The 18,674-nt window shown below is 27.8% G+C and carries 18 protein-coding genes; 1 reads left to right on the top strand and 17 read right to left on the bottom strand.

Features of this window, described 5'->3' with window-relative positions; genetic code table 11:
• Position 1: 1 nt before the first annotated feature.
• Positions 2 to 823 (bottom strand): diaminopimelate epimerase, encoded by an 822-nt coding sequence (gene dapF / locus I2A75_RS08585; RefSeq protein WP_195264060.1) that lies wholly within the window; start codon positions 821 to 823, stop codon positions 2 to 4.
• 94 nt (positions 824 to 917) lie between these two features.
• On the opposite strand from dapF, the gene I2A75_RS08580 reads away from it, so the two are divergent.
• Positions 918 to 2,663, top strand: a complete 1,746-nt coding sequence (locus I2A75_RS08580; protein ID WP_195264059.1) for an NFACT RNA binding domain-containing protein — start codon at positions 918 to 920, stop codon at positions 2,661 to 2,663.
• Positions 2,664 to 2,830: 167 nt separating this feature from the next.
• On the opposite strand, the gene I2A75_RS08575 is transcribed toward I2A75_RS08580, so the two are convergent.
• The 16 genes from I2A75_RS08575 to I2A75_RS08495 form a co-directional block, all read right to left on the bottom strand.
• Entirely contained in the window at positions 2,831 to 3,988 is a 1,158-nt protein-coding gene (locus I2A75_RS08575) for a class I SAM-dependent RNA methyltransferase (RefSeq protein ID WP_195264058.1), read from the bottom strand.
• Between the two features lie 11 nt (positions 3,989 to 3,999).
• The gene (gene pyrR / locus I2A75_RS08570) at positions 4,000 to 4,539 is read right to left on the bottom strand and encodes a bifunctional pyr operon transcriptional regulator/uracil phosphoribosyltransferase PyrR (protein ID WP_195264057.1); all 540 of its coding nucleotides are present in this window, start codon (positions 4,537 to 4,539) and stop codon (positions 4,000 to 4,002) included.
• Positions 4,540 to 4,550: 11 nt separating this feature from the next.
• Positions 4,551 to 5,465 carry an RluA family pseudouridine synthase gene (locus I2A75_RS08565; protein WP_195264056.1) on the bottom strand — a complete coding sequence of 305 codons (915 nt, stop codon included), beginning with the start codon at positions 5,463 to 5,465 and terminating at the stop codon, positions 4,551 to 4,553.
• Positions 5,466 to 5,600: 135 nt separating this feature from the next.
• Positions 5,601 to 6,194, bottom strand: coding sequence for a DivIVA domain-containing protein (locus tag I2A75_RS08560; RefSeq protein ID WP_195264055.1), 594 nt, complete (start codon positions 6,192 to 6,194; stop codon positions 5,601 to 5,603).
• A 17-nt stretch (positions 6,195 to 6,211) separates the two neighbouring features.
• The gene (locus tag I2A75_RS08555; RefSeq protein WP_195264054.1) at positions 6,212 to 6,982 is read right to left on the bottom strand and encodes a YlmH/Sll1252 family protein; all 771 of its coding nucleotides are present in this window, start codon (positions 6,980 to 6,982) and stop codon (positions 6,212 to 6,214) included.
• 260 nt (positions 6,983 to 7,242) lie between these two features.
• Complete coding sequence (gene sepF, locus I2A75_RS08545; RefSeq protein ID WP_195264053.1) at positions 7,243 to 7,695, bottom strand: cell division protein SepF; 453 nt, start codon at positions 7,693 to 7,695, stop codon at positions 7,243 to 7,245.
• Positions 7,688 to 8,365: a YggS family pyridoxal phosphate-dependent enzyme gene (locus I2A75_RS08540; protein WP_195264052.1), complete on the bottom strand. Its 678-nt coding sequence runs from the start codon at positions 8,363 to 8,365 to the stop codon at positions 7,688 to 7,690. The genes sepF and I2A75_RS08540 overlap by 8 nt, the downstream gene beginning before the upstream one ends.
• A 93-nt stretch (positions 8,366 to 8,458) precedes the next feature.
• A complete protein-coding gene (locus I2A75_RS08535; protein WP_195264051.1) occupies positions 8,459 to 9,193 on the bottom strand; it encodes a DUF881 domain-containing protein in 735 nt (244 codons plus the stop codon).
• Positions 9,194 to 9,544, bottom strand: coding sequence for a small basic family protein (locus I2A75_RS08530; protein ID WP_195264050.1), 351 nt, complete (start codon positions 9,542 to 9,544; stop codon positions 9,194 to 9,196).
• Positions 9,545 to 9,558: 14 nt separating this feature from the next.
• On the bottom strand, positions 9,559 to 10,278 hold the full coding sequence (locus tag I2A75_RS08525) for a DUF881 domain-containing protein (protein ID WP_195264049.1): 720 nt from the start codon (positions 10,276 to 10,278) through the stop codon (positions 9,559 to 9,561).
• Between the two features lie 16 nt (positions 10,279 to 10,294).
• Positions 10,295 to 11,044, bottom strand: coding sequence for an FtsQ-type POTRA domain-containing protein (locus tag I2A75_RS08520; protein WP_195264048.1), 750 nt, complete (start codon positions 11,042 to 11,044; stop codon positions 10,295 to 10,297).
• 352 nt (positions 11,045 to 11,396) lie between these two features.
• Positions 11,397 to 12,515 carry a stage V sporulation protein E gene (spoVE, locus tag I2A75_RS08515; RefSeq protein ID WP_195264047.1) on the bottom strand — a complete coding sequence of 373 codons (1,119 nt, stop codon included), beginning with the start codon at positions 12,513 to 12,515 and terminating at the stop codon, positions 11,397 to 11,399.
• Positions 12,516 to 12,537: 22 nt separating this feature from the next.
• Positions 12,538 to 13,512, bottom strand: a complete 975-nt coding sequence (gene mraY / locus I2A75_RS08510; protein WP_195264046.1) for a phospho-N-acetylmuramoyl-pentapeptide-transferase — start codon at positions 13,510 to 13,512, stop codon at positions 12,538 to 12,540.
• Between the two features lie 34 nt (positions 13,513 to 13,546).
• Positions 13,547 to 14,908 (bottom strand): UDP-N-acetylmuramoyl-tripeptide--D-alanyl-D-alanine ligase, encoded by a 1,362-nt coding sequence (gene murF / locus I2A75_RS08505; protein ID WP_195264045.1) that lies wholly within the window; start codon positions 14,906 to 14,908, stop codon positions 13,547 to 13,549.
• 15 nt (positions 14,909 to 14,923) lie between these two features.
• Positions 14,924 to 16,375 (bottom strand): UDP-N-acetylmuramoyl-L-alanyl-D-glutamate--2,6-diaminopimelate ligase, encoded by a 1,452-nt coding sequence (locus I2A75_RS08500; RefSeq protein ID WP_195264044.1) that lies wholly within the window; start codon positions 16,373 to 16,375, stop codon positions 14,924 to 14,926.
• 101 nt (positions 16,376 to 16,476) lie between these two features.
• A complete protein-coding gene (locus I2A75_RS08495; protein WP_195264043.1) occupies positions 16,477 to 18,672 on the bottom strand; it encodes a stage V sporulation protein D in 2,196 nt (731 codons plus the stop codon).
• Positions 18,673 to 18,674: the final 2 nt, after the last annotated feature.

Below are 18,674 nucleotides of genomic sequence, written 5' to 3'. Positions count from 1 at the left end.
ATTAATATAGCTCACCTTTACAAATAAACTCTGCAGATCCTATCATATATACATCATTATTTATAATCTCTACCACTAAATTTCCTCCTAAAGTTTCTACATTAACCTTATTTGAGCATACCCCTAATTTTTTTAAAGCTACAACTGAGGCACAACATCCTGTTCCACAAGCCAAAGTAGCTCCAGCACCTCTTTCCCAAGTTTTTACCTCTATATTGTTAATATCGATTACTTTTACAAAATTAACATTTGTTCCTTCAATAAATAAACTATTTTTTTCTATAGCTTTTCCTTCACTAATATTATATTCATCATTATTATTAATTAAAATAGTATGAGGTACTCCCATCAATAAGGTAGTTAATTGATATTCCTTTTCTTCAATTTTAATTACTTCATTTATTAATGAGTTTTTATTATTTAAAGGAATATCTTTGCCGCTGAAACTTGCCTTTCCCATATTGACTTTAACTAATTCAACCTTATTTTTATCATTTATATAAAGTTCTACGAACTTTATTCCATCTCCAGTTTCTATGCTAATTATATTCTTTTCCACTAATTCATATTCATATAAATATTTTGCAAAACACCTAATAGCATTTCCGCACATATTAGCACGAGATCCATCACTATTTATTATTACCATTTTAGCATCTGCAATATTAGATTTTCTTATTATAACTAATCCATCTGCCCCTATTCCAAATCTTCTATTACAAACAGTTTTAGCAATTTCAGTTTCAGTTTTAATCAGCTCATTTTCATCATCTCTAATAAAAATAAAATCGTTTCCTAATCCTTGCATTTTTATAAAATTCATAAAAACTCCCCCCTTAACCTTATATGCCATTGATAAATTTGCTAATTAAGTGTTATACTATCTTTATCTTATTACCAAAGAAAGGATGATACTTATGGCTTTGGATGGCATCTACTTATATAGTTTAGTATATGATTTAAAAAAATCAATATTAAACTGTAAAATAGATAAAATTAATCAACCAGAAAAAGATGAAGTAATTTTAACTCTAAGAAAAGATAGACAAAATATAAAATTATTAATTTCAGCTTCTTCTAAGTTTCCTAGAATTCATTTAACTAATATAAGTAAGCCTAACCCCTTACAAGCACCAATGTTTACAATGGTTATGAGAAAATATTTAATTGGTGGTCGAATAACAGACATAACTCAATTAAATGGTGATAGAATTCTTCAATTGCATATTGAGTCTACCGATGAATTAGGATTCGATAGTAAATATATATTAATAGTTGAAATTATGGGAAGGCATAGTAATATAACTCTTGTTAGAGAAAGAGACAATAAAGTTATGGAATGTATTAAGCATATTTCGGCTGATATAAATACTTATAGAGTTTTATATCCTGGTGTAAATTATGTATATCCTCCTAACTCTAACAAACTAAATCCCTTTGATTTCTCAATTAACGATTTTGATTCATATTTAAATAATAATGATATAAGTATTGATGAAGGAATATTTTCGAAGACATTTACTGGTATAAGTAAATCTCTATCAATAAGTATATATGAAAATTTCCTACAAGATAATAATACCATAAATCAAGAAAATATTTTTAATTTCTTTAAAAATTTTATGATAAATCTAGAAAATAATTTTAATTTTAAAATCTATAAAGATAAAGAAGTTTTCAAGGATTTCCATTGTGTCAAATTAAGTAATTTAGAAAGTGCTTATTCTTCAATATCTTTTGAAAATCCAAGTGAATTGCTTGATGAATTTTTTACAGTAAAAGATAAACAAGACAGATTATTAAATAGATCTACAGATTTGCAAAAATTAATTTCAACTAATATAGATAGATGTAACAATAAAGCTAAGAAATTAAAAAATATTCTTAAAGAATGTGAAGAAAAAGAAAAATATAAGATTAATGGTGATTTATTAACCTCATATATATATATGTTAAAAAAAGGATTAAAAGAAATATCCTTATTAAATTTTTATAATGCTGAAGAAGAATATGTAACTATAAAACTGGATGAAAATAAGACACCATCTGAAAATATACAATATCTTTATAAAAAATATAATAAACTAAAAAAATCTGAAGAATCTGCATTAGAACAATTAGAAAAAAATACAGAAGAACTTGAATATCTAAATTCAGTTATGACAAACATATTAAATTGTGAAAGCTATATTGAAATAGATGATATAAAAAAAGAATTAATTGAAACTGGATACTTAAAATTCAAAAATACTAATAAAAATAATAAAAAAGATAAATCATCTAAGCCTATACATTTAATTTCTTCTGATGGAATAGATATTTATATTGGTAAAAATAACATTCAAAATGACTATTTAACATTAAAGTTTGCTAATAAAAACCATACATGGCTCCATACAAAAAATATTCCTGGATCACATGTTATACTTTGTAGCGATAATCCATCTGATATAGCTTTAGAAGAAGCTGGAATACTTGCTTCTTATTATAGTAAAGCTAAGAACTCTACAAAAGTTCCTGTTGATTATACTAAAGTAAAAAACTTAAAGAAACCTAATGGCTCAAAACCCGGTATGGTTATATATCATACTAACTATACTTTATATACAGAACCATCATTATATAGTAATTTAAAAATTGAAAATAATAAAATAATAAAATAATAAAATAATAAAATAATAAAATAATAAAAAAGAAACCATATCTTGTATTTGCAAATATGGTTTCTTTAATTTAGCCTTCAATAAAAATTTTATACTTAATTAAATGCATCCAATAATTAATAATGTTTTGTTGCTTTTGTAATTTGTAGTATTACTTAAATTAAATATTATATATGATTTATGAGCATATCACCATCATTTTTAATAAGCTCATTATCAAAATATTGGTAGTAATAGCATTTTAATTTACCATTATATAATTTCCTATTTTTACTTGATTTTTTTCCAAATGGCCCTTCAAAGCCTTCATAAGATGTAAGAATATTATAATCCCAATTGAAAAATTTCTTTTTAAAACTTCCAAATGTTTTATATAACTGCTCTACTTCTTTTTTTTCTCCTAATCTTTCTCCATATGGAGGATTAGAAATTATAAATCCATATTTATTACTACTTGAAAAATCTTTAAAATCTCTTCTTTGGAATTCAATATATTTTGAAACTCCTGCCTTTTCAGCATTACTTCTTGCTACTTTAAGAATTCTACCATCTATATCATATCCTATTAACTTAATATCTTTATTTTTAATTGCTCTTTCAGCACCTTCTCTTACTTGTTCAAAAATATCTGAATCCATTGTTGGCCAAGTTTCGCACGTAAAACTTCTACACATTCCAGGTGCAATATTTTGCATAATCATAGCTGCTTCTATAAGGATAGTACCTGAGCCACAAAATGGATCAACTAAAACAAAATCTTCCTTCCATCTTGAAATAAGAACCATTGCTGCTGCTAAAGTTTCTTTAAGTGGTGCTGCACCTGCCTCTTCTCTATATCCTCTCTTATGTAATCCTGGTCCTGATGTATCTATAGTTAATGTTACTACATCTTTTAAAATTGATACTTCAATTTTATATAATGGACCACTTTCTTCAAACTGGTTTATTCCATAAGAATTGCTCATGCTATCTACAATAGCTTTTTTTACTATAGATTGACAATCTGGAACGCTATGTAAAGTTGATTTAACAGATTTACCATTAACATGCATTATACCATCTTTAGGTATTATTTCACTCCATTTTATATTTTTTGTACCTTGGAATAGTTCCTCAAAACTTCTTGCTTCAAACTCTCCCATTTTTATTAATATTCTATCTGCAGTTCTTAAATGGATATTAGCTATTGCAATATCCATTTCATCTCCAGTAAAATGAACTTTACCATTTTCAGTTTTTAAATCTTCATAGCCTAAAGCTTTTAATTCTTTTGCTGTAATACCTTCTAAACCAAAGGTAGTAGTTGCAATTAAGTTATATTCCATATTTTTCTCCTCTATTTTCCTTCGTAAATTTTTACTGAATCATTTCCATCGATTTCTGCTATTTCAACTGCTATTATTTCACTCTTAGCCGTAGGAAGATTCTTTCCTACGTAGTCAGCTCTAATTGGTAGTTCTTTATGACCTCTATCTATTAATACAGCAAGTTGAATTTGTTCTGGTCTTCCAGAGTCAATTATAGCATCAATTGCTGCCCTTACTGTTCTACAAGTATATAAAACATCATCTACCAAGATAACCTTTTTACCTATAACCTCTACCCCTAAGTCAATATTATTTACTCTTGGTGTGTCTTTTATCTCTGTAATATCGTCTCTATATAAAGTTATATCTACATAACCAACAGGAACTTTTACTCCTTCAATACTTTCTATATTTTTTGCAATTCTTTCTGCTAAAGGATATCCTCTTCTTTTAATACCTACTAAAACTACGTTTTCTACACCCTTATTTTTTTCTATTATTTCATGAGATATTCTTATTAAGGTTCTTTTAATAGCTTTGTCATCTAGCAAATTTGCTTTTAATTTCATTTAATCCACCTCTATTTTCTTATATTTTCTAATAGTTCTAAATAATATTTAGGTAAGTCTGAATCAAACTCCATATACTCATTACTTCTTGGATGAATAAATCCTAATGTTTTCGCATGCAATACTTGCCCTTGTAATTTAAATTTTTGCTTTTTATTACCATACAAAGGATCTCCTACTAAAGGATGACCAATTGAAGCCATATGCACTCTTATTTGATGTGTCCTTCCAGTTTCTAAAGTACATTTTACTAAAGCAGTTCCATTATTATATTGTTCTAGTACATTATAGTGAGTTACTGCTCTCTTACCATCCTCCACTATAGCCATTTTTAATCTATCTTTCTTATTTCTTCCTATAGGCTTATCTACTGTACCTTCTATCTTACTAAACTTACCTTCAACTAAAGCATAATATTCTCTTTTAATAGTATGATCTTTAAATTGTTTAGCTAAATGATTATGTGCATCATCATTTTTTGCAATAACTAATATTCCAGATGTATCTTTGTCTATCCTATGAACTATTCCTGGTCGTATAACTCCATTAATACCTGATAGATCCTTACAGTGATAAAGTAACCCATTTACTAATGTACCACTATAATTCCCTGGAGCTGGATGCACAACTACTCCTTGCGATTTATTTAAAACTATTACATCTTCATCTTCATATATTATGTTAAGATCTATATCCTCCGGTTCAACATCAAGTTCAATTGGTTCTGGCATAATTACAATAATTTCATCTTGGTTTCTCAATTTGTAATTACTCTTGACTTCTTTATTATTTACTAATACAACTCCTGAATCAATTAGTCCTTGTATAAATGATCTTGATTTTCCTTCTATAATATTAGATAAATATTTATCTATTCTAAGTCCTATATTTTCTTCTTCAGTTATTTTAAATATTAATTCATCCATTAATACGAATCTCCACTTTCTTCATAATTGTTAACTCATTATAATTCTTAACACATTATAATACATTAAAACATTACACTCAATAGTTTAAAATTTATTAAAAATAAAAAATCCGTATTAAACGGATTTTATGTATTAGTTTTTAGCGAAAAAGCTCTTTATTTCGTCCATATCCTCAGTATAAACTTCTTCTAATTCCTCTATGTTTTTACTGGATAGTTCTATGCTTTTTTCTACAGCTACTTCTTGTAACGGCTCTGCAATATTATAATTTTTAGTTAAATCTTTTTCTAATTCATCAAAAGTTTCAGTTTGAGCATTCATAAAGTTTCTAAATTTAGCTCTAAACTTTACAAATTCTTGCTTAACTTTCTCATATTCATCATTTATTGAAACTACATCGTTATGAGCCTTATCTAAAATTTTCTTAGCTACATCATTAGCATTTTTCAAAATCATTTCAGATTCTTTTTGAGATGCTTCTCTAGCTTGCTCAGCTGCATTTTGAGCCAATAGCAATGTATTTTGAATAGTATTTTCTATCTTAACATAATGTTCTAATTTTTCATTTACTCTTGATAGATTTTCTTTTAATCTTGAATTTTCTTTATAAAGCTCTTCATAATTTTCTATAATTTCATTTATAAATTCATCAACCTCATCAGTATCGTATCCTCTAAATCCCTTTTTAAATTCTTTGTTACTTATATCCATTGGAGTAAGCTTCATAAAATCACCTCTACACATTATATATATTTTTTAATTACAATTCTCTTTTTACCACTTCTAGTTCCGCCAATAACATCTCCAATTATAAATTTTCCAATTCCTCTAATTGTAATTCTAGTGTCTTTCACAATGTCTTGACTTTTATCTTTTGCTTTTACATAATTTATTAAAACCTTGCCACTATCTATAAGCTCAATAGCTTTTGCTCTTGACAGGTTGGAGAGTTTTGCAACAATACTATCAGCTCGTAAAGAAGAAACATTAATAACTATTTCTTCAAAATTAACAGATGGTATATCACTAATATTATCTATAACCTTTATCTCTATTGGGGATTTCCCGATATGAGATAAATTACTTATTATATAACCACTTATTTCATCTAAAACAGGCAAATATGCCTTATTTTCTTTTACAATTATATCACCTAATTTATTGCGTTCAATTCCTAAAGATAAAATTGAACCTAAATAATCCTTATGCTTTAAATTAGAAAAACTTGATTTGTTCTTAATTTCCAATATTTTTATAGGATAATCAACATTGTAATAATTATTAAAACAAATCATTCTTCTTTCACACTCTTCAAAGAAACCATTTGCTTCAAATGTAACTTCATTATTACAACAATAATTTTCAAAAAAGCTCCATATATTAGGTGAATAAAAGCTATTTGTAAAAACAGTTATGTCTTTTTCATAAGCTATCTTATATTTTTCATATATTTTTATAGCATCCTTTGCATCATCTTCATTAAAACTTTTTAATATTGTTTCTTTTTTAAGCATTAAAATAACACCCTAATGTAAGATAATAACATAATAGCAAATAGCGGTGAGAAGTCAATCATACTATTTCTTAAAAGTTTATCTTGTAAAATCCTAAAAGGTTTTAATATCGGACTATTAAATGATGCAATCAGCCTATAAAAATCACTTTCTCTAATACTTGGTAAAATAGACATTATAACTTCTGCAAAGATAGTTATCTCTAAAACTCTTGTTATTAAATTTATTGCTGCAAATATTATTCCTATTTAAATCTCCTCCTACTTGTTCCAATTAAATAATGCCTTTGAACTAAGTTCATTTTTTAATTCATTTGTAACTTCTACATTTGAAGGTGATAATAAGTAAACTCTTTGTTCAATTTCTTGTAAAGTAGCACCTAAAACATAACAAGATCCACTTATAAAATCTACTAATCTTTGTGCTACTTTTGTTTCTAAAGTAGTAGCATTAACTAAAACTATTTTTCTTGCTTTAATTGCATCTGCGATTTCTCTAGCATCATCATAATTAGTAGGCTTTGTTACCATTACTTTAGCAGTTGATGCAGTATGAATATTTACCACTTTATTTCCTTTTTGCTTTGATATAATTGGCTCAATTTCCTCTTGTACTTCTTCTTCCTCTACTTCAGTATCTTCTAAATCTTCAAAATCATCCTCATATTCACCAAGACCAATTATTTCCCTAAACTTTCCAAACATATTACCCATTCTTCAATCCTCCCACTACATTTCTTTTACCAAATATTCCTTCTCCAACTCTTATCAAGTTAGAACCTTCTTCAATAGCTATTTCATAATCATTTGTCATTCCCATAGATAAAATCTCCATAGAAATATTGTTATATGATTTTTTACTTAAATCATCATATATACTTTTCATTTTCCTAAAATAATATCTATTTTTATCTTCATTTCCTTTTGGAATTATGGCCATTAATCCTTTAATCTTGCAATAATTGCAGATTTTAATTTCATTTATCAAATCATTTAGTTCTTCTTCAAAAATTCCACTTTTACTTTCTTCTTTACCTATATTAATTTGAATTAAAAGATTCGCTATACAATTTTTTTTAGAAAATTCGCTTTCTATCTTTTTTAATAGCTTAATACTTGATAAAGAATGTATTAAGTGAACTTTACCAACTAAATATTTTACTTTATTAGTTTGTAAGCTTCCTATGAAATGCCATCTTATATCTTTTTCAAGAGATTCTTCTTTATCAATAAGTTCTTGGACTTTATTTTCTCCAAAATCTCTTTGACCAGTTTTATACGCAATTTCTATATCTTCTATAGGCTTAGTTTTTGAAACTGCTACTAGTGTGACATCCTTAGGTAAACTTCTTTTTAATTTAATTAAATTTTCTTCTATATCCAAGTCATTTCCTCCTAAAGAAGTTATTTACACATTGTAAATATTCTTCAAAAAAACTTAAATTCCTTCAATTTTAAAATATTTTTTAATAAAATTTTATTTTTCTTCATATCTTTGCATATATCTTGCTTCTACGCTTTGCTTTGTAACAGGAACAATTATCTCATTCCTTACTTCTATTTCTACACTTATCTTTCTTATAAGCAATTTTTGTATAAAACTAGTCTCTGATAATAAATATGCCTTCATTTCTTCTGGATTACCTATAGCATAAATATAAAATGGGGCAGAAACACTTGATTCATCTTCAAATCCTATAGCAGCCGAAAAACAAGCAACTCCAGTATTAGGCAATATCCTATGATCATTTATAGCTATAGCTTCTGCACCCGCATTTTTTAATTCGTTTAGCACCATTGCCATATCTGCATCATGCAATATTTTTCTTGCTATATCTTCATTAGTATCAAATTTAAAATCTATATCTCCATCTTTTATCTTAATTACTAATCCTGATCCTTTAACTGATGCAATTCCACTTAAAGATCCATAATCAACTAGTTGACTTTTCATATCTTCCACTAATTTTTCTTTTTTTTCAGGATCATTTCCTTTATATTTACTTATTTTATATCTATAATCTATATTTTCACTTTTTATGCTTTCTATTTCCTTATATAATTTACTTCTTTCTTCTACTGCATTTTTATATTCTAATGCATTTAAAGAGATGCTTCTTCCTGTATTATTTAAATTAATACTATTTATTATTAAAAATCCTGTTATGATTGTAGCTATTAAAATAAAAAATCCTGATTTTATATTTTTCATTTATTCACCTCGTTTACGAGATTTTAACTTTTCAATTAATAGTCTTCTTATAACTGCAAAGTTATCAAATATTCTACCTCCAAAAACAATAACCGCTGCTATATACATTGGAATTCCAAGTTTATCTCCTAAGTAAGCAAGACCTGCTGCTAAAGCTGCATTACCAAAAAAACCAGAAATAAATATATCTGACTTAAAGTTTTTTGATAAAGATGCTCTTACTGCTCCAAAAACAGAATCTAAGCAAGCTAAAATTGCAACAGACATATAGGGAGATAATGTATCTGGTATATTTACGTCTAAAATTAAACCTAAAAGCACACCTATCAATAATCCTATAAATGCTATCATATAATCCCCCTCCTTTAATCCACAGGTCTAATAAATTCACTTTTTAGAGACTGTGTAGTTTTATTTATAATAATTTCATCACTTTCTTTTACTTCACTATTATAATTTTGCAGCGCACCATACTCTAGCACTCCAACAAAAGTTACTGCATTTTTTAAGATTTGTTTATCACCTATGGCCTTTATTACTATCTTATCATTTGGATCTATTTTCCCAGCAGTCCCTACCCAAATCCAATTACCTGAATTTTTAATACCACTTTGAGGAGTAATTATATAGTCATTTACAGATATAGCCTCTGCCTTTGCGAATTTTAAAGAATTAACTATATAAACTATTTCTTCTTCACTAATAATTCTAGTTGAAGTTGAATTATTTGATCCAAATATATTATTTTTAGAAGTTATAGTTATAACTATACCAGGCCCCTTTACATCTAGTAATCCTAAGTTCATTCTTGAACTGTCAAGTTGTTTTTTTATTTCCGCTTCAACTTCGCCTTCCTTAGCTGCTGTTTCTTCTAATTGTTTTAATTCCTCTGACAAGTTATTATTTGATTTAACTAATTCTTCTTTTTCCTTCTTTAAAGCTTCTATCTCAGCATTTATATTTAAATTTTGCGTTGCTATATTACTTTTATTTTTTTCATTCAACAGCTTAAATTGATGTGCAAGCAAAAATCCGAGAAACGCACAAACAATAGCTATAAATATTTGTGATGTAGTTCTTTTCATATAGTTTCCCCCTTATCTAGTTAATTTGCTTTATAACTGCTGGCCCATTAAAACTCATATCAATATAACCTTTTGAAATAACTCCTTGTTCAATAGCATTAAGTGCTAAATTCATTTTATCCGTCAAGTCACTACTATCACCAATCATTATTTCTATATTTCCTATATAACATACTATATTATTTAAATTTTCAATTTCTATTTGAGAAAAAATATACTCTTGTGGCATAACTTCTATTATGTTATAAAATTTTTCTAGGGTATCTGGAATATTTATATTCTCTGATATCTTATCTCCAACGGTTTTCCCAGATAAATCAATCCCTGTTAGCTTAATTAAGTTTCTATCATCCATTTTATCTAATTCCTCAACTATTACCCCTTCATTATTAATAGCTTTTATTTTTCCATCACTTTCGAAATAATATGCAATTTTATTTTCTTTTATGTTTATATTTAAAGAATTTATTCCCTTTTTATTAACTTTAATTTCTTTTATATATGGATTTTCTTTTAGCTCTTTTTCTATTTCATTATAATCTATAGTAAATATATTTTGTCCTATATAATATTTCAAGTTTTCTTGTAAGCTCTCATTAGATAATGTAACTAAACCAGTTATATCTATTTTCTTTAAATTAAAAATTGGAGATTTATATATAAATATTATAATACCGACTATAATAACAAATAAACCCAATATTAATCTCTTAATTATTTTATTCCTCTTTTTTCTTCTTATAAACTTATTCGACTTATTATTCATAATTCCCCTACTTTTACATAATATAATGACATACTATAATAATATCACTTTCTGGGTATTTTTTCATTATTATTTTTACTAAATTTAAATTTTTTATAATAATTTAATATTTTTTTAATTATTTTAATAACTGCAAAAAAGTGTATTAATTAGTTTCCTTATTATGTAACTTGAAATTTATCAGTATATACCAAATTAAAACTGTATAAAAGAAGGTATAAAGTCGTATATTGATTTTAAAAGTAGTAAATAATTTATATAACTTATTCTTTAAAACATTATACTTTACTGACTATTAAATAAAAAAAGAGTAAAGATCTTATTAATATCCTACTCTTTTTTTATTTAATAGTTATACTTCTTTTCCTTGTACTTGCCTTGATATGTTCAAAAGTATTCCCATTGCCATCATATTTATTACTAGTGATGTTCCACCATAACTAATAAAAGGCATTGGTACACCAGTTACAGGCATTGATCCTGTTACAACCGCAATATTAATAATAGCTTGAACTGCAATTATAGATGTTATTCCTATAGATAAAAGTGTTCCATAAGTATCCTTGGCTTTCATGGCAACTTTAATTCCCCTCCAAACAAAGAATACAAATAATGCAACTATAAATAAACATCCAATTAACCCAAGTTCTTCCCCTATAATAGAGAAAATAAAATCATTATGTGGTTCTGGCATATATAATGTTTTTTGTCTTGACTGTCCAAGACCAAGTCCTGTTATTCCTCCAGCTCCTAATGCATAAAATGATTGAATCAACTGATAACCATCTCCAGCTGGATCTTTCCATGGATTTAAAAAGTTAAGCATTCTTGCTCTTCTATAATCTTCTCCAAATATAAAAAACATAACAGCAACTAATAACACTGGAGCAACTTTCCCAAATAAATCTTGGATTCTTCCACCTGCTACAAATAACATTATAAATGTAACTATCATTATAATAGCTGCTATACTTAAGTTTTTTTCTAATAATATCATACCTGCGAAAAAACCTGCAACTCCTAAATATGGTACTATACCAGTCCAGAATTTTTTAACCCCATCTCCCTTTAAATCTAAGCTCATTGCTAAAAATAAAACTACTACATATTTAGTAAGCTCAGATGGTTGAAAAGATAATGGTCCAAGTTGTATCCATCTCTTTGCCCCATTTACTGCTGGAAAGAAAAATACTGCTACTAATAACGGTATAGTTATAATTAAAAGATGAGGAGTAAATTTTTTCAGCTTATGATAATCTATACTGGCAATAAACACCATAACTACTAACCCAGTAATAGCCCAAATCAGTTGCTTTTTTAAATATAGCATGCTATCGCCCTCTTTAAACATAGCATAATATGAACTTGCTGAATATATCATAATTACCCCTATTGCTAATAATAATATAACAGCATAAAATATACCATAGTCAATTTCGCCCATTCTTACTTTTGGCTTTTTTTCTCTCATAAAAACTCCTCCAATCTAGTGATTAAAGGGCTATAAATCCTACAAAGCATAATATTACAGTTACTATAGCAAAGACTGTAACGATTTTTGTTTCACTCCATCCTACTTGCTCAAAATGATGATGAATTGGTGCCATTTTAAATAATCTTTTTCCTCTTAACTTGTATGATGAAACTTGTAAAATTACTGATAAAGTTTCAAATACATATATTCCACCAACAATAAATAATATTAAAGGTAATTCTAAAATCAATGCAATAGTTGCTATTGCACCTCCAATTGCTAAAGATCCAGTGTCACCCATAAACACTTTTGCAGGATATGCATTAAACTTTAAAAATCCTAACAATCCTCCTGCTAATACAATTGAAAATACCGCTAATGATTCATGCTTCATTGTAAATGCTATAACTGCAAAAAATGTTAAAACTAAAACACTAACAGTAGATGCTAATCCATCTAATCCATCTGTTAAATTTACTGCATTTGTCGCACCAGCATAGTATACTATTACAAAAGGAATATAAAGAATTCCAAGTGGAATTTTTGTATCTATAAATGGTATTCTTAAAGCCGTTCCTAAATTAACATATCCATATACTGCAATTGCAGTTGAGAAAATGATTAATAGCAACATTTTTTGCCATGCTTTTAATCCTTCATTTTGTTTCTTTATAATCTTTAGAATATCATCTAAAAATCCTATAAATCCAAAAGCAAGTAATGAATATAGTGCAATCATTGCTTCATCTGTAGGACTAAATCTCATTACCACCATAACTATTGCTGTTGAAATTATAAATATAATTCCCCCTATAGTTGGAGTTCCTGCTTTTTTTAGATGGCTTTGAGGCCCTTCTTTTCTTATATTTTGACCAAACTTTAATCTTCTAAGCATTGGTATAGTTATAGGACCCAGTATTAATGATACTATAAATGCTAATACTAACCCTATTGTTAAGTTAGACGTAAATATGTCTATTATTTTATCCCCCATTGTACCTGCCTATAAAGGCAGTTCACCTCCTTCGTTATATTGAGACTTCTTCTAATGAACTAACTATATCTTCAAACTTCATACCTCTTGAAGCCTTTACTAAAACTACATCATTTTCTTTTATTATAGTATCTAATTTATCTATACATTCTTCTTTTGTAGTAAAAGTAATGATATTTTCTTCTGTAAATCCTTTTTTAAAACAATCTTTGTATTCTCCTATTGCTATTAATAAATCAACTTTATTTAAAGCATAGTTTCCTACTTCGATATGTGACTTTACAGCTTCTTCACCTAATTCATTCATAGTCCCAAGTATAGCTATTTTTCTTCCTATTTTATAAGTACTAAGTACATCCATTGAAGATTTCATTGAATCCGGGCTAGCATTATAACAATCATTTATAATTGTTATTTTATTTTTCTTAATAACTTGTAGCCTCATTGATGTAGCTTCTAAATTTTTTATACCTTTTTTCATTTCATCAAAAGTAACATTTAATTTTTTAGCTACCCCTATAGCAATCATTGAATTTAATATATTATGCTTCCCCGCCATAGGAATTGTAAATATACTCTCTTCATTTTTATCTTTAACTGTAAATGTTGTTTTATCTTCCTCTAGTATAATATTAAATGCACATACATCATATTCATGATTATAACCAATTTTTAGAATTTCAAAACACTTATCTTTTATTTTTAATAAATTTTCATCTTCTCCATTTATTATAAGAGTGTTTGTTTCATCAAAATAATTAAATATTTCACTCTTAGCTTTTAATATATTTTCTTGAGTTTTTAAATTTTCTATATGAGATAATCCTATATTTGTGATAACTGCTATATCCGGTCTTGCACAATTTGCAAGAACATCTATTTCACCTAAGTTACTCATTCCCATCTCTAAAACAGCTACATCTATGGAATTATCAAGTTCTAAAATCATAAGAGGCAAGCCTATTTGATTGTTGAAATTTCCTTTAGTCTTAAAGACATTGTATTTCTCGCTTAAAAAAGCAGCAATCAAGTCCTTTGTAGATGTTTTTCCACATGATCCAGTAACTCCAACAACTTTTACACCTAGCTTCTTTCTATAATAATGAGCAAGATTTAGTAAAGCTTTCTCAGTATCTTCAACTTTTATTATTGTTTGCAGATTTTGGGTGTTATTTACATCAAATAATATTTCATCAACTATTGCTATAGAAGCTCCTTTTGAAAAAGCTTCCACAACAAATTTATTTCCATTAAACCTTTCGCCTTTTATAGCAAAATATATATTGTTCTTTTCTATTTTTCTTGTATCAATACAAACTCTATTGAAATCAGTTTTTCCTTTAACTATTAATTCACCACTCACGGCTTCTAAAAGTTCATTTAAAGATAATTCCAATTCATCCACCTCTAATTATTTCTTCTTACTTATTAAAATTTCATCTACTACTTCTCTTTCATCAAAATGAATTACACCTTCACTTGTGATTTGATAATTTTCATGACCCTTACCAGCTAAAACAACTACATCGCCTTCTTCAGCCATTCCAAGGGCAAGCTTAATTGCTTCCACTCTATTTTCAATCGCTAAATAATTTGATTTTGTAATACCTGCAACTATTTCTTTTATAATTGCCATCGGATCTTCTTCCCTAGGATTATCTGATGTAATTATAGCTAAATCTGCAAGTTCTGTTCCAATCCTTCCAAGCTCAGCTCTCTTTACCTTATCTCTATCTCCACCACATCCATATACAGCTATTAATCTATTTTTAGTAAATCCTTTTAATGTTTCTAAAATATTTTTTAATCCATCAGGAGTATGCGCAAAATCTATTATTATGTCATAAGGTATGTCATATTTATAACCTATTCTTTCGCATCTACCTGGTACAACAACATCTAATAAGCCTTTCCTTATTGACTCATTGCTAATTCCTAAAATACTCATTGCGCCTACTGCACCTAAAGCATTATATACATTATATTCTCCTGGTAAAACTGAATTGAATTCTTCTCCATTTATTTTAAAATGTATATCTCCTTCTTTTAACATAAGATCTGATGCTTTAAAGTCACTATTATTTTTTATTGAATAAGTTTTGATTTTCTTATTTTCTAATTTTTCAACATCTTTTAACACTCTATATCCAAAATCATCATCAACATTTATTACGCAAGCTTTACTTCTTTCAAACAATTTAAATTTTGCATTGTAATAATTATCAAAAGATTTATGGAAATCTAAATGATCTCTTGTTAAGTTTGTAAATATTCCAACTTCAAACTCACAACCATAAACTCTATCTAGCTGTAATGAATGTGATGAAACCTCCATAACACAATACTCACAATTCGCATCTACCATATCCTTAAATAATTTTTGAAGTTCTAATGATTCAGGAGTAGTTCTTTCAGATTTAAGCTTATTTTCTCCAATATAATTAGCTATTGTTCCAACAAGACCTACTTTCTTCCCTGCTTTCTCAAGCATTGATTTTAGTAAATATACTGTTGTAGTTTTACCATTTGTACCTGTAACACCTATTAATTTTAAAGCTTTTGTTGGATGACCATAATAATTTGCTGACATCGTAGCAAGCGCTTTTCTTCCTTCCTCAACAAGAAGAACTGTTATATCTTTACTTTTTATATCTATTTTTTTCTCACAAAGTATTACTTTTGCCCCTGCTTCTATAGCTTTATTTGCATAATTATGTCCATCAACTTCGAAACCCGTAAGACATACGAATAAGTCACCTTCATTTACTTTTCTACTATCATATTGAATGTGATTTACTTCTTTTTCTACTGTTCCTTCTAATAATTTATAATCTACTCCCTTTAATAAATCTAATAACTTCATTTCACCATCTCCTTAATATTCTAAAAAGAACTCCCTATGTCTTTTGTATAAAAATTTAGCATGTGAGTGTCCCACATGCTAATGTAAAGGGATATTCTAAATTAATCTCCATATTCTTCGTTTAATACAAGTTTTACATTCGTTCCTTTTATTATCATTTCACCCTTTGGAATACTTTGCTTAACTATTGCACCTTCACCTTCAAATGTATAATTTATACCTAAATCATTTAATATTTTAGATGCAGACTCTAAGGAGTACCCCCTTAAATCAGGCATAACGACATTTTTATTATAAGACTCTGAGTCTCCTGTGTCTATATTAATCTTAGAATTTTCTTTAACTGTGTATCCTGGATAAGGCTTCACACTTGTTATTATAGACCCATTTCCTTCGATATTATACTCTAAATTATATTCTTTTAATATTTTTTTTGCTTCTTCTATTTTAAGTCCTCTTATTTCAGGAATAACTACATCTTTAACAATACTATCTATATCATCCTTTGATATTTCTGAGTTCATATAATTAAATATATCTGTAAATAATTCATTAGCAAGTGGAGCTACTATTTGTCCTGCATAATAAGTCCCTGTCCCAGGTTCATCTATAGAAATAAACACTGAAATTTGTGGATCATCAGCTGGTGCAAATCCTGCTAAGGAAGATATATATTTACCTGATTCATATCCACCACCATTTGGATTAACTTTTTGAGCTGTTCCTGTTTTAGCCGCAATATGATATCCTTCAACGTAAGCCTTGCTTGAACCTCCATATGAAACTACTCTTTCTAAATAATCTCTTAAAATAGCAGTATTTTCTTCACTTAAAACTTCTGTTACTTTTGGTTCAAATGTTTTATCAACAACGACATTTCCATTTTCATCTTTAGAAACAACTTCCTTCATTATATGAGGTTGGATTAACTTTCCACCATTTACAATACTATTGAATGCTGTCATATATTGAATTGCATTTACTGTGTTTGTTTGACCAAATGAAATTGTTGCAAGATCAGCTTCATTAATATTTTCTGTTTTCTTAACAATTCCCTTTGCTTCTCCTGGTAAGTCAACTCCACTAACTTTACCAAAGCCTAATTTAGCTATATACTCATTTAACTTTTCTTTTCCTATTCTTTTACCAATTTCCATAAATCCAACGTTACATGAGTTTTGAAGTATTTCTGGTAGTATTTGTGTTCCATGACCTGACGTTTTCCAACATTTTATAGTATGAGGACCAACCTTTAAACTTCCGTTACAAGTAAATGTATCTGACTCCTTAACAAGACCTTCTTCCAAGTTTCCAATCATAGTTACAACTTTAAAAATTGATCCTGGTTCAAAAGTATCATTTACTAAATGATTTCTCCACATTTTTTGAACTTTTTCCCCTGTAGTTGAACCTTCATAATTTTCTGCGCCTTCATATGGATTATTTGGATCAAAATCAGGTTTATTTACCATTGCTAATATTTCACCATTATTAGGATTCATTATAATTATAGAAACTTGTTTTGCCTGGTTATCTTTATAACCTTTTTCAGCTATTTTCTCCGCAAAAGACTGCAAATTAGCATCTATTGTTAATGTAACATCCTTTCCATCTACTGGAGCTGTAAATTTGGATATTGTATATGGTAATTCATCATTATACTTATCTAATTCTGAAATACGAAGTCCTGGAGTACCTGATAAATAATCATTATACTGTAACTCTACCCCAGTTAAACCTTGACCATCAATATTAGTACTACCTAAAACATGGGCCAAAAAGTTTCCATTTGGATAATATCTTTTTGTATCTGGCGATACTATTACTCCTGGTATGTTTAAATCTTTAACTTTATCTGCCTGTTCTTTTTCTATTCTTCTAACTAATGTTGCTGCACCAGCATTAGCCCCACTTGGTAGCTTTGTATTTAGCTTTTTTAAAACTTTTTCTACATCCATTTCTAAGGCTTCTGATATTTTAGGAGCTATGGAATCATTTGTTAAATTTTCTTTCCTTAAATGTGATCTTATTGAATTTAAGTCAAAATCTACTCTATAAACATTTGCAGATACTGCAAGTTCTACCCCATTCCTATCAAGTATTCTGCCTCTTCTCGCATCAATTTTAACTTCACTTGTCCACTGTTCTTCAGCCCTTGCTGAATAATCTCCTCTTTTAACTATCATTATGTAGGAGAGTCTAATTATTAAAAGAGCAAATAAACACGTTAATGCGGTAAGCGCTAATGATATTCTTTTTTTCATTAGCGCTTTATCTCTATAATTCTTCTTATTCACAT

Source organism: Clostridium sp. 1001275B_160808_H3 (genome assembly GCF_015550425.1).
Classification (GTDB): Bacteria; Bacillota; Clostridia; order Clostridiales; family Clostridiaceae; genus Clostridium.
Note: the sequence above shows the minus strand (reverse complement) of the source record. Positions and strands in the feature narration are given on the sequence as shown.

Bases quoted from the DNA above. Each gene is read 5' to 3' on its own strand.
- sepF (WP_195264053.1), bottom strand. From the start codon at position 7,695: ATGGGTAATATGTTTGGAAAGTTTAGGGAAATAATTGGTCTTGGTGAA.
- I2A75_RS08555 (WP_195264054.1), bottom strand. From the start codon at position 6,982: ATGCTTAAAAAAGAAACAATATTAAAAAGTTTTAATGAAGATGATGCA.
- I2A75_RS08575 (WP_195264058.1), bottom strand. From the start codon at position 3,988: ATGGAATATAACTTAATTGCAACTACTACCTTTGGTTTAGAAGGTATT.
- pyrR (WP_195264057.1), bottom strand. From the start codon at position 4,539: ATGAAATTAAAAGCAAATTTGCTAGATGACAAAGCTATTAAAAGAACC.
- I2A75_RS08565 (WP_195264056.1), bottom strand. From the start codon at position 5,465: ATGGATGAATTAATATTTAAAATAACTGAAGAAGAAAATATAGGACTT.
- I2A75_RS08530 (WP_195264050.1), bottom strand. From the start codon at position 9,544: ATGATAGCATTTATAGGATTATTGATAGGTGTGCTTTTAGGTTTAATT.
- I2A75_RS08525 (WP_195264049.1), bottom strand. From the start codon at position 10,278: ATGAAAAGAACTACATCACAAATATTTATAGCTATTGTTTGTGCGTTT.
- mraY (WP_195264046.1), bottom strand. From the start codon at position 13,512: ATGGGGGATAAAATAATAGACATATTTACGTCTAACTTAACAATAGGG.
- I2A75_RS08560 (WP_195264055.1), bottom strand. From the start codon at position 6,194: ATGAAGCTTACTCCAATGGATATAAGTAACAAAGAATTTAAAAAGGGA.
- dapF (WP_195264060.1), bottom strand. From the start codon at position 823: ATGAATTTTATAAAAATGCAAGGATTAGGAAACGATTTTATTTTTATT.
- spoVE (WP_195264047.1), bottom strand. From the start codon at position 12,515: ATGAGAGAAAAAAAGCCAAAAGTAAGAATGGGCGAAATTGACTATGGT.
- I2A75_RS08535 (WP_195264051.1), bottom strand. From the start codon at position 9,193: ATGAAAAATATAAAATCAGGATTTTTTATTTTAATAGCTACAATCATA.
- I2A75_RS08520 (WP_195264048.1), bottom strand. From the start codon at position 11,044: ATGAATAATAAGTCGAATAAGTTTATAAGAAGAAAAAAGAGGAATAAA.
- I2A75_RS08500 (WP_195264044.1), bottom strand. From the start codon at position 16,375: ATGAAGTTATTAGATTTATTAAAGGGAGTAGATTATAAATTATTAGAA.
- I2A75_RS08580 (WP_195264059.1), top strand. From the start codon at position 918: ATGGCTTTGGATGGCATCTACTTATATAGTTTAGTATATGATTTAAAA.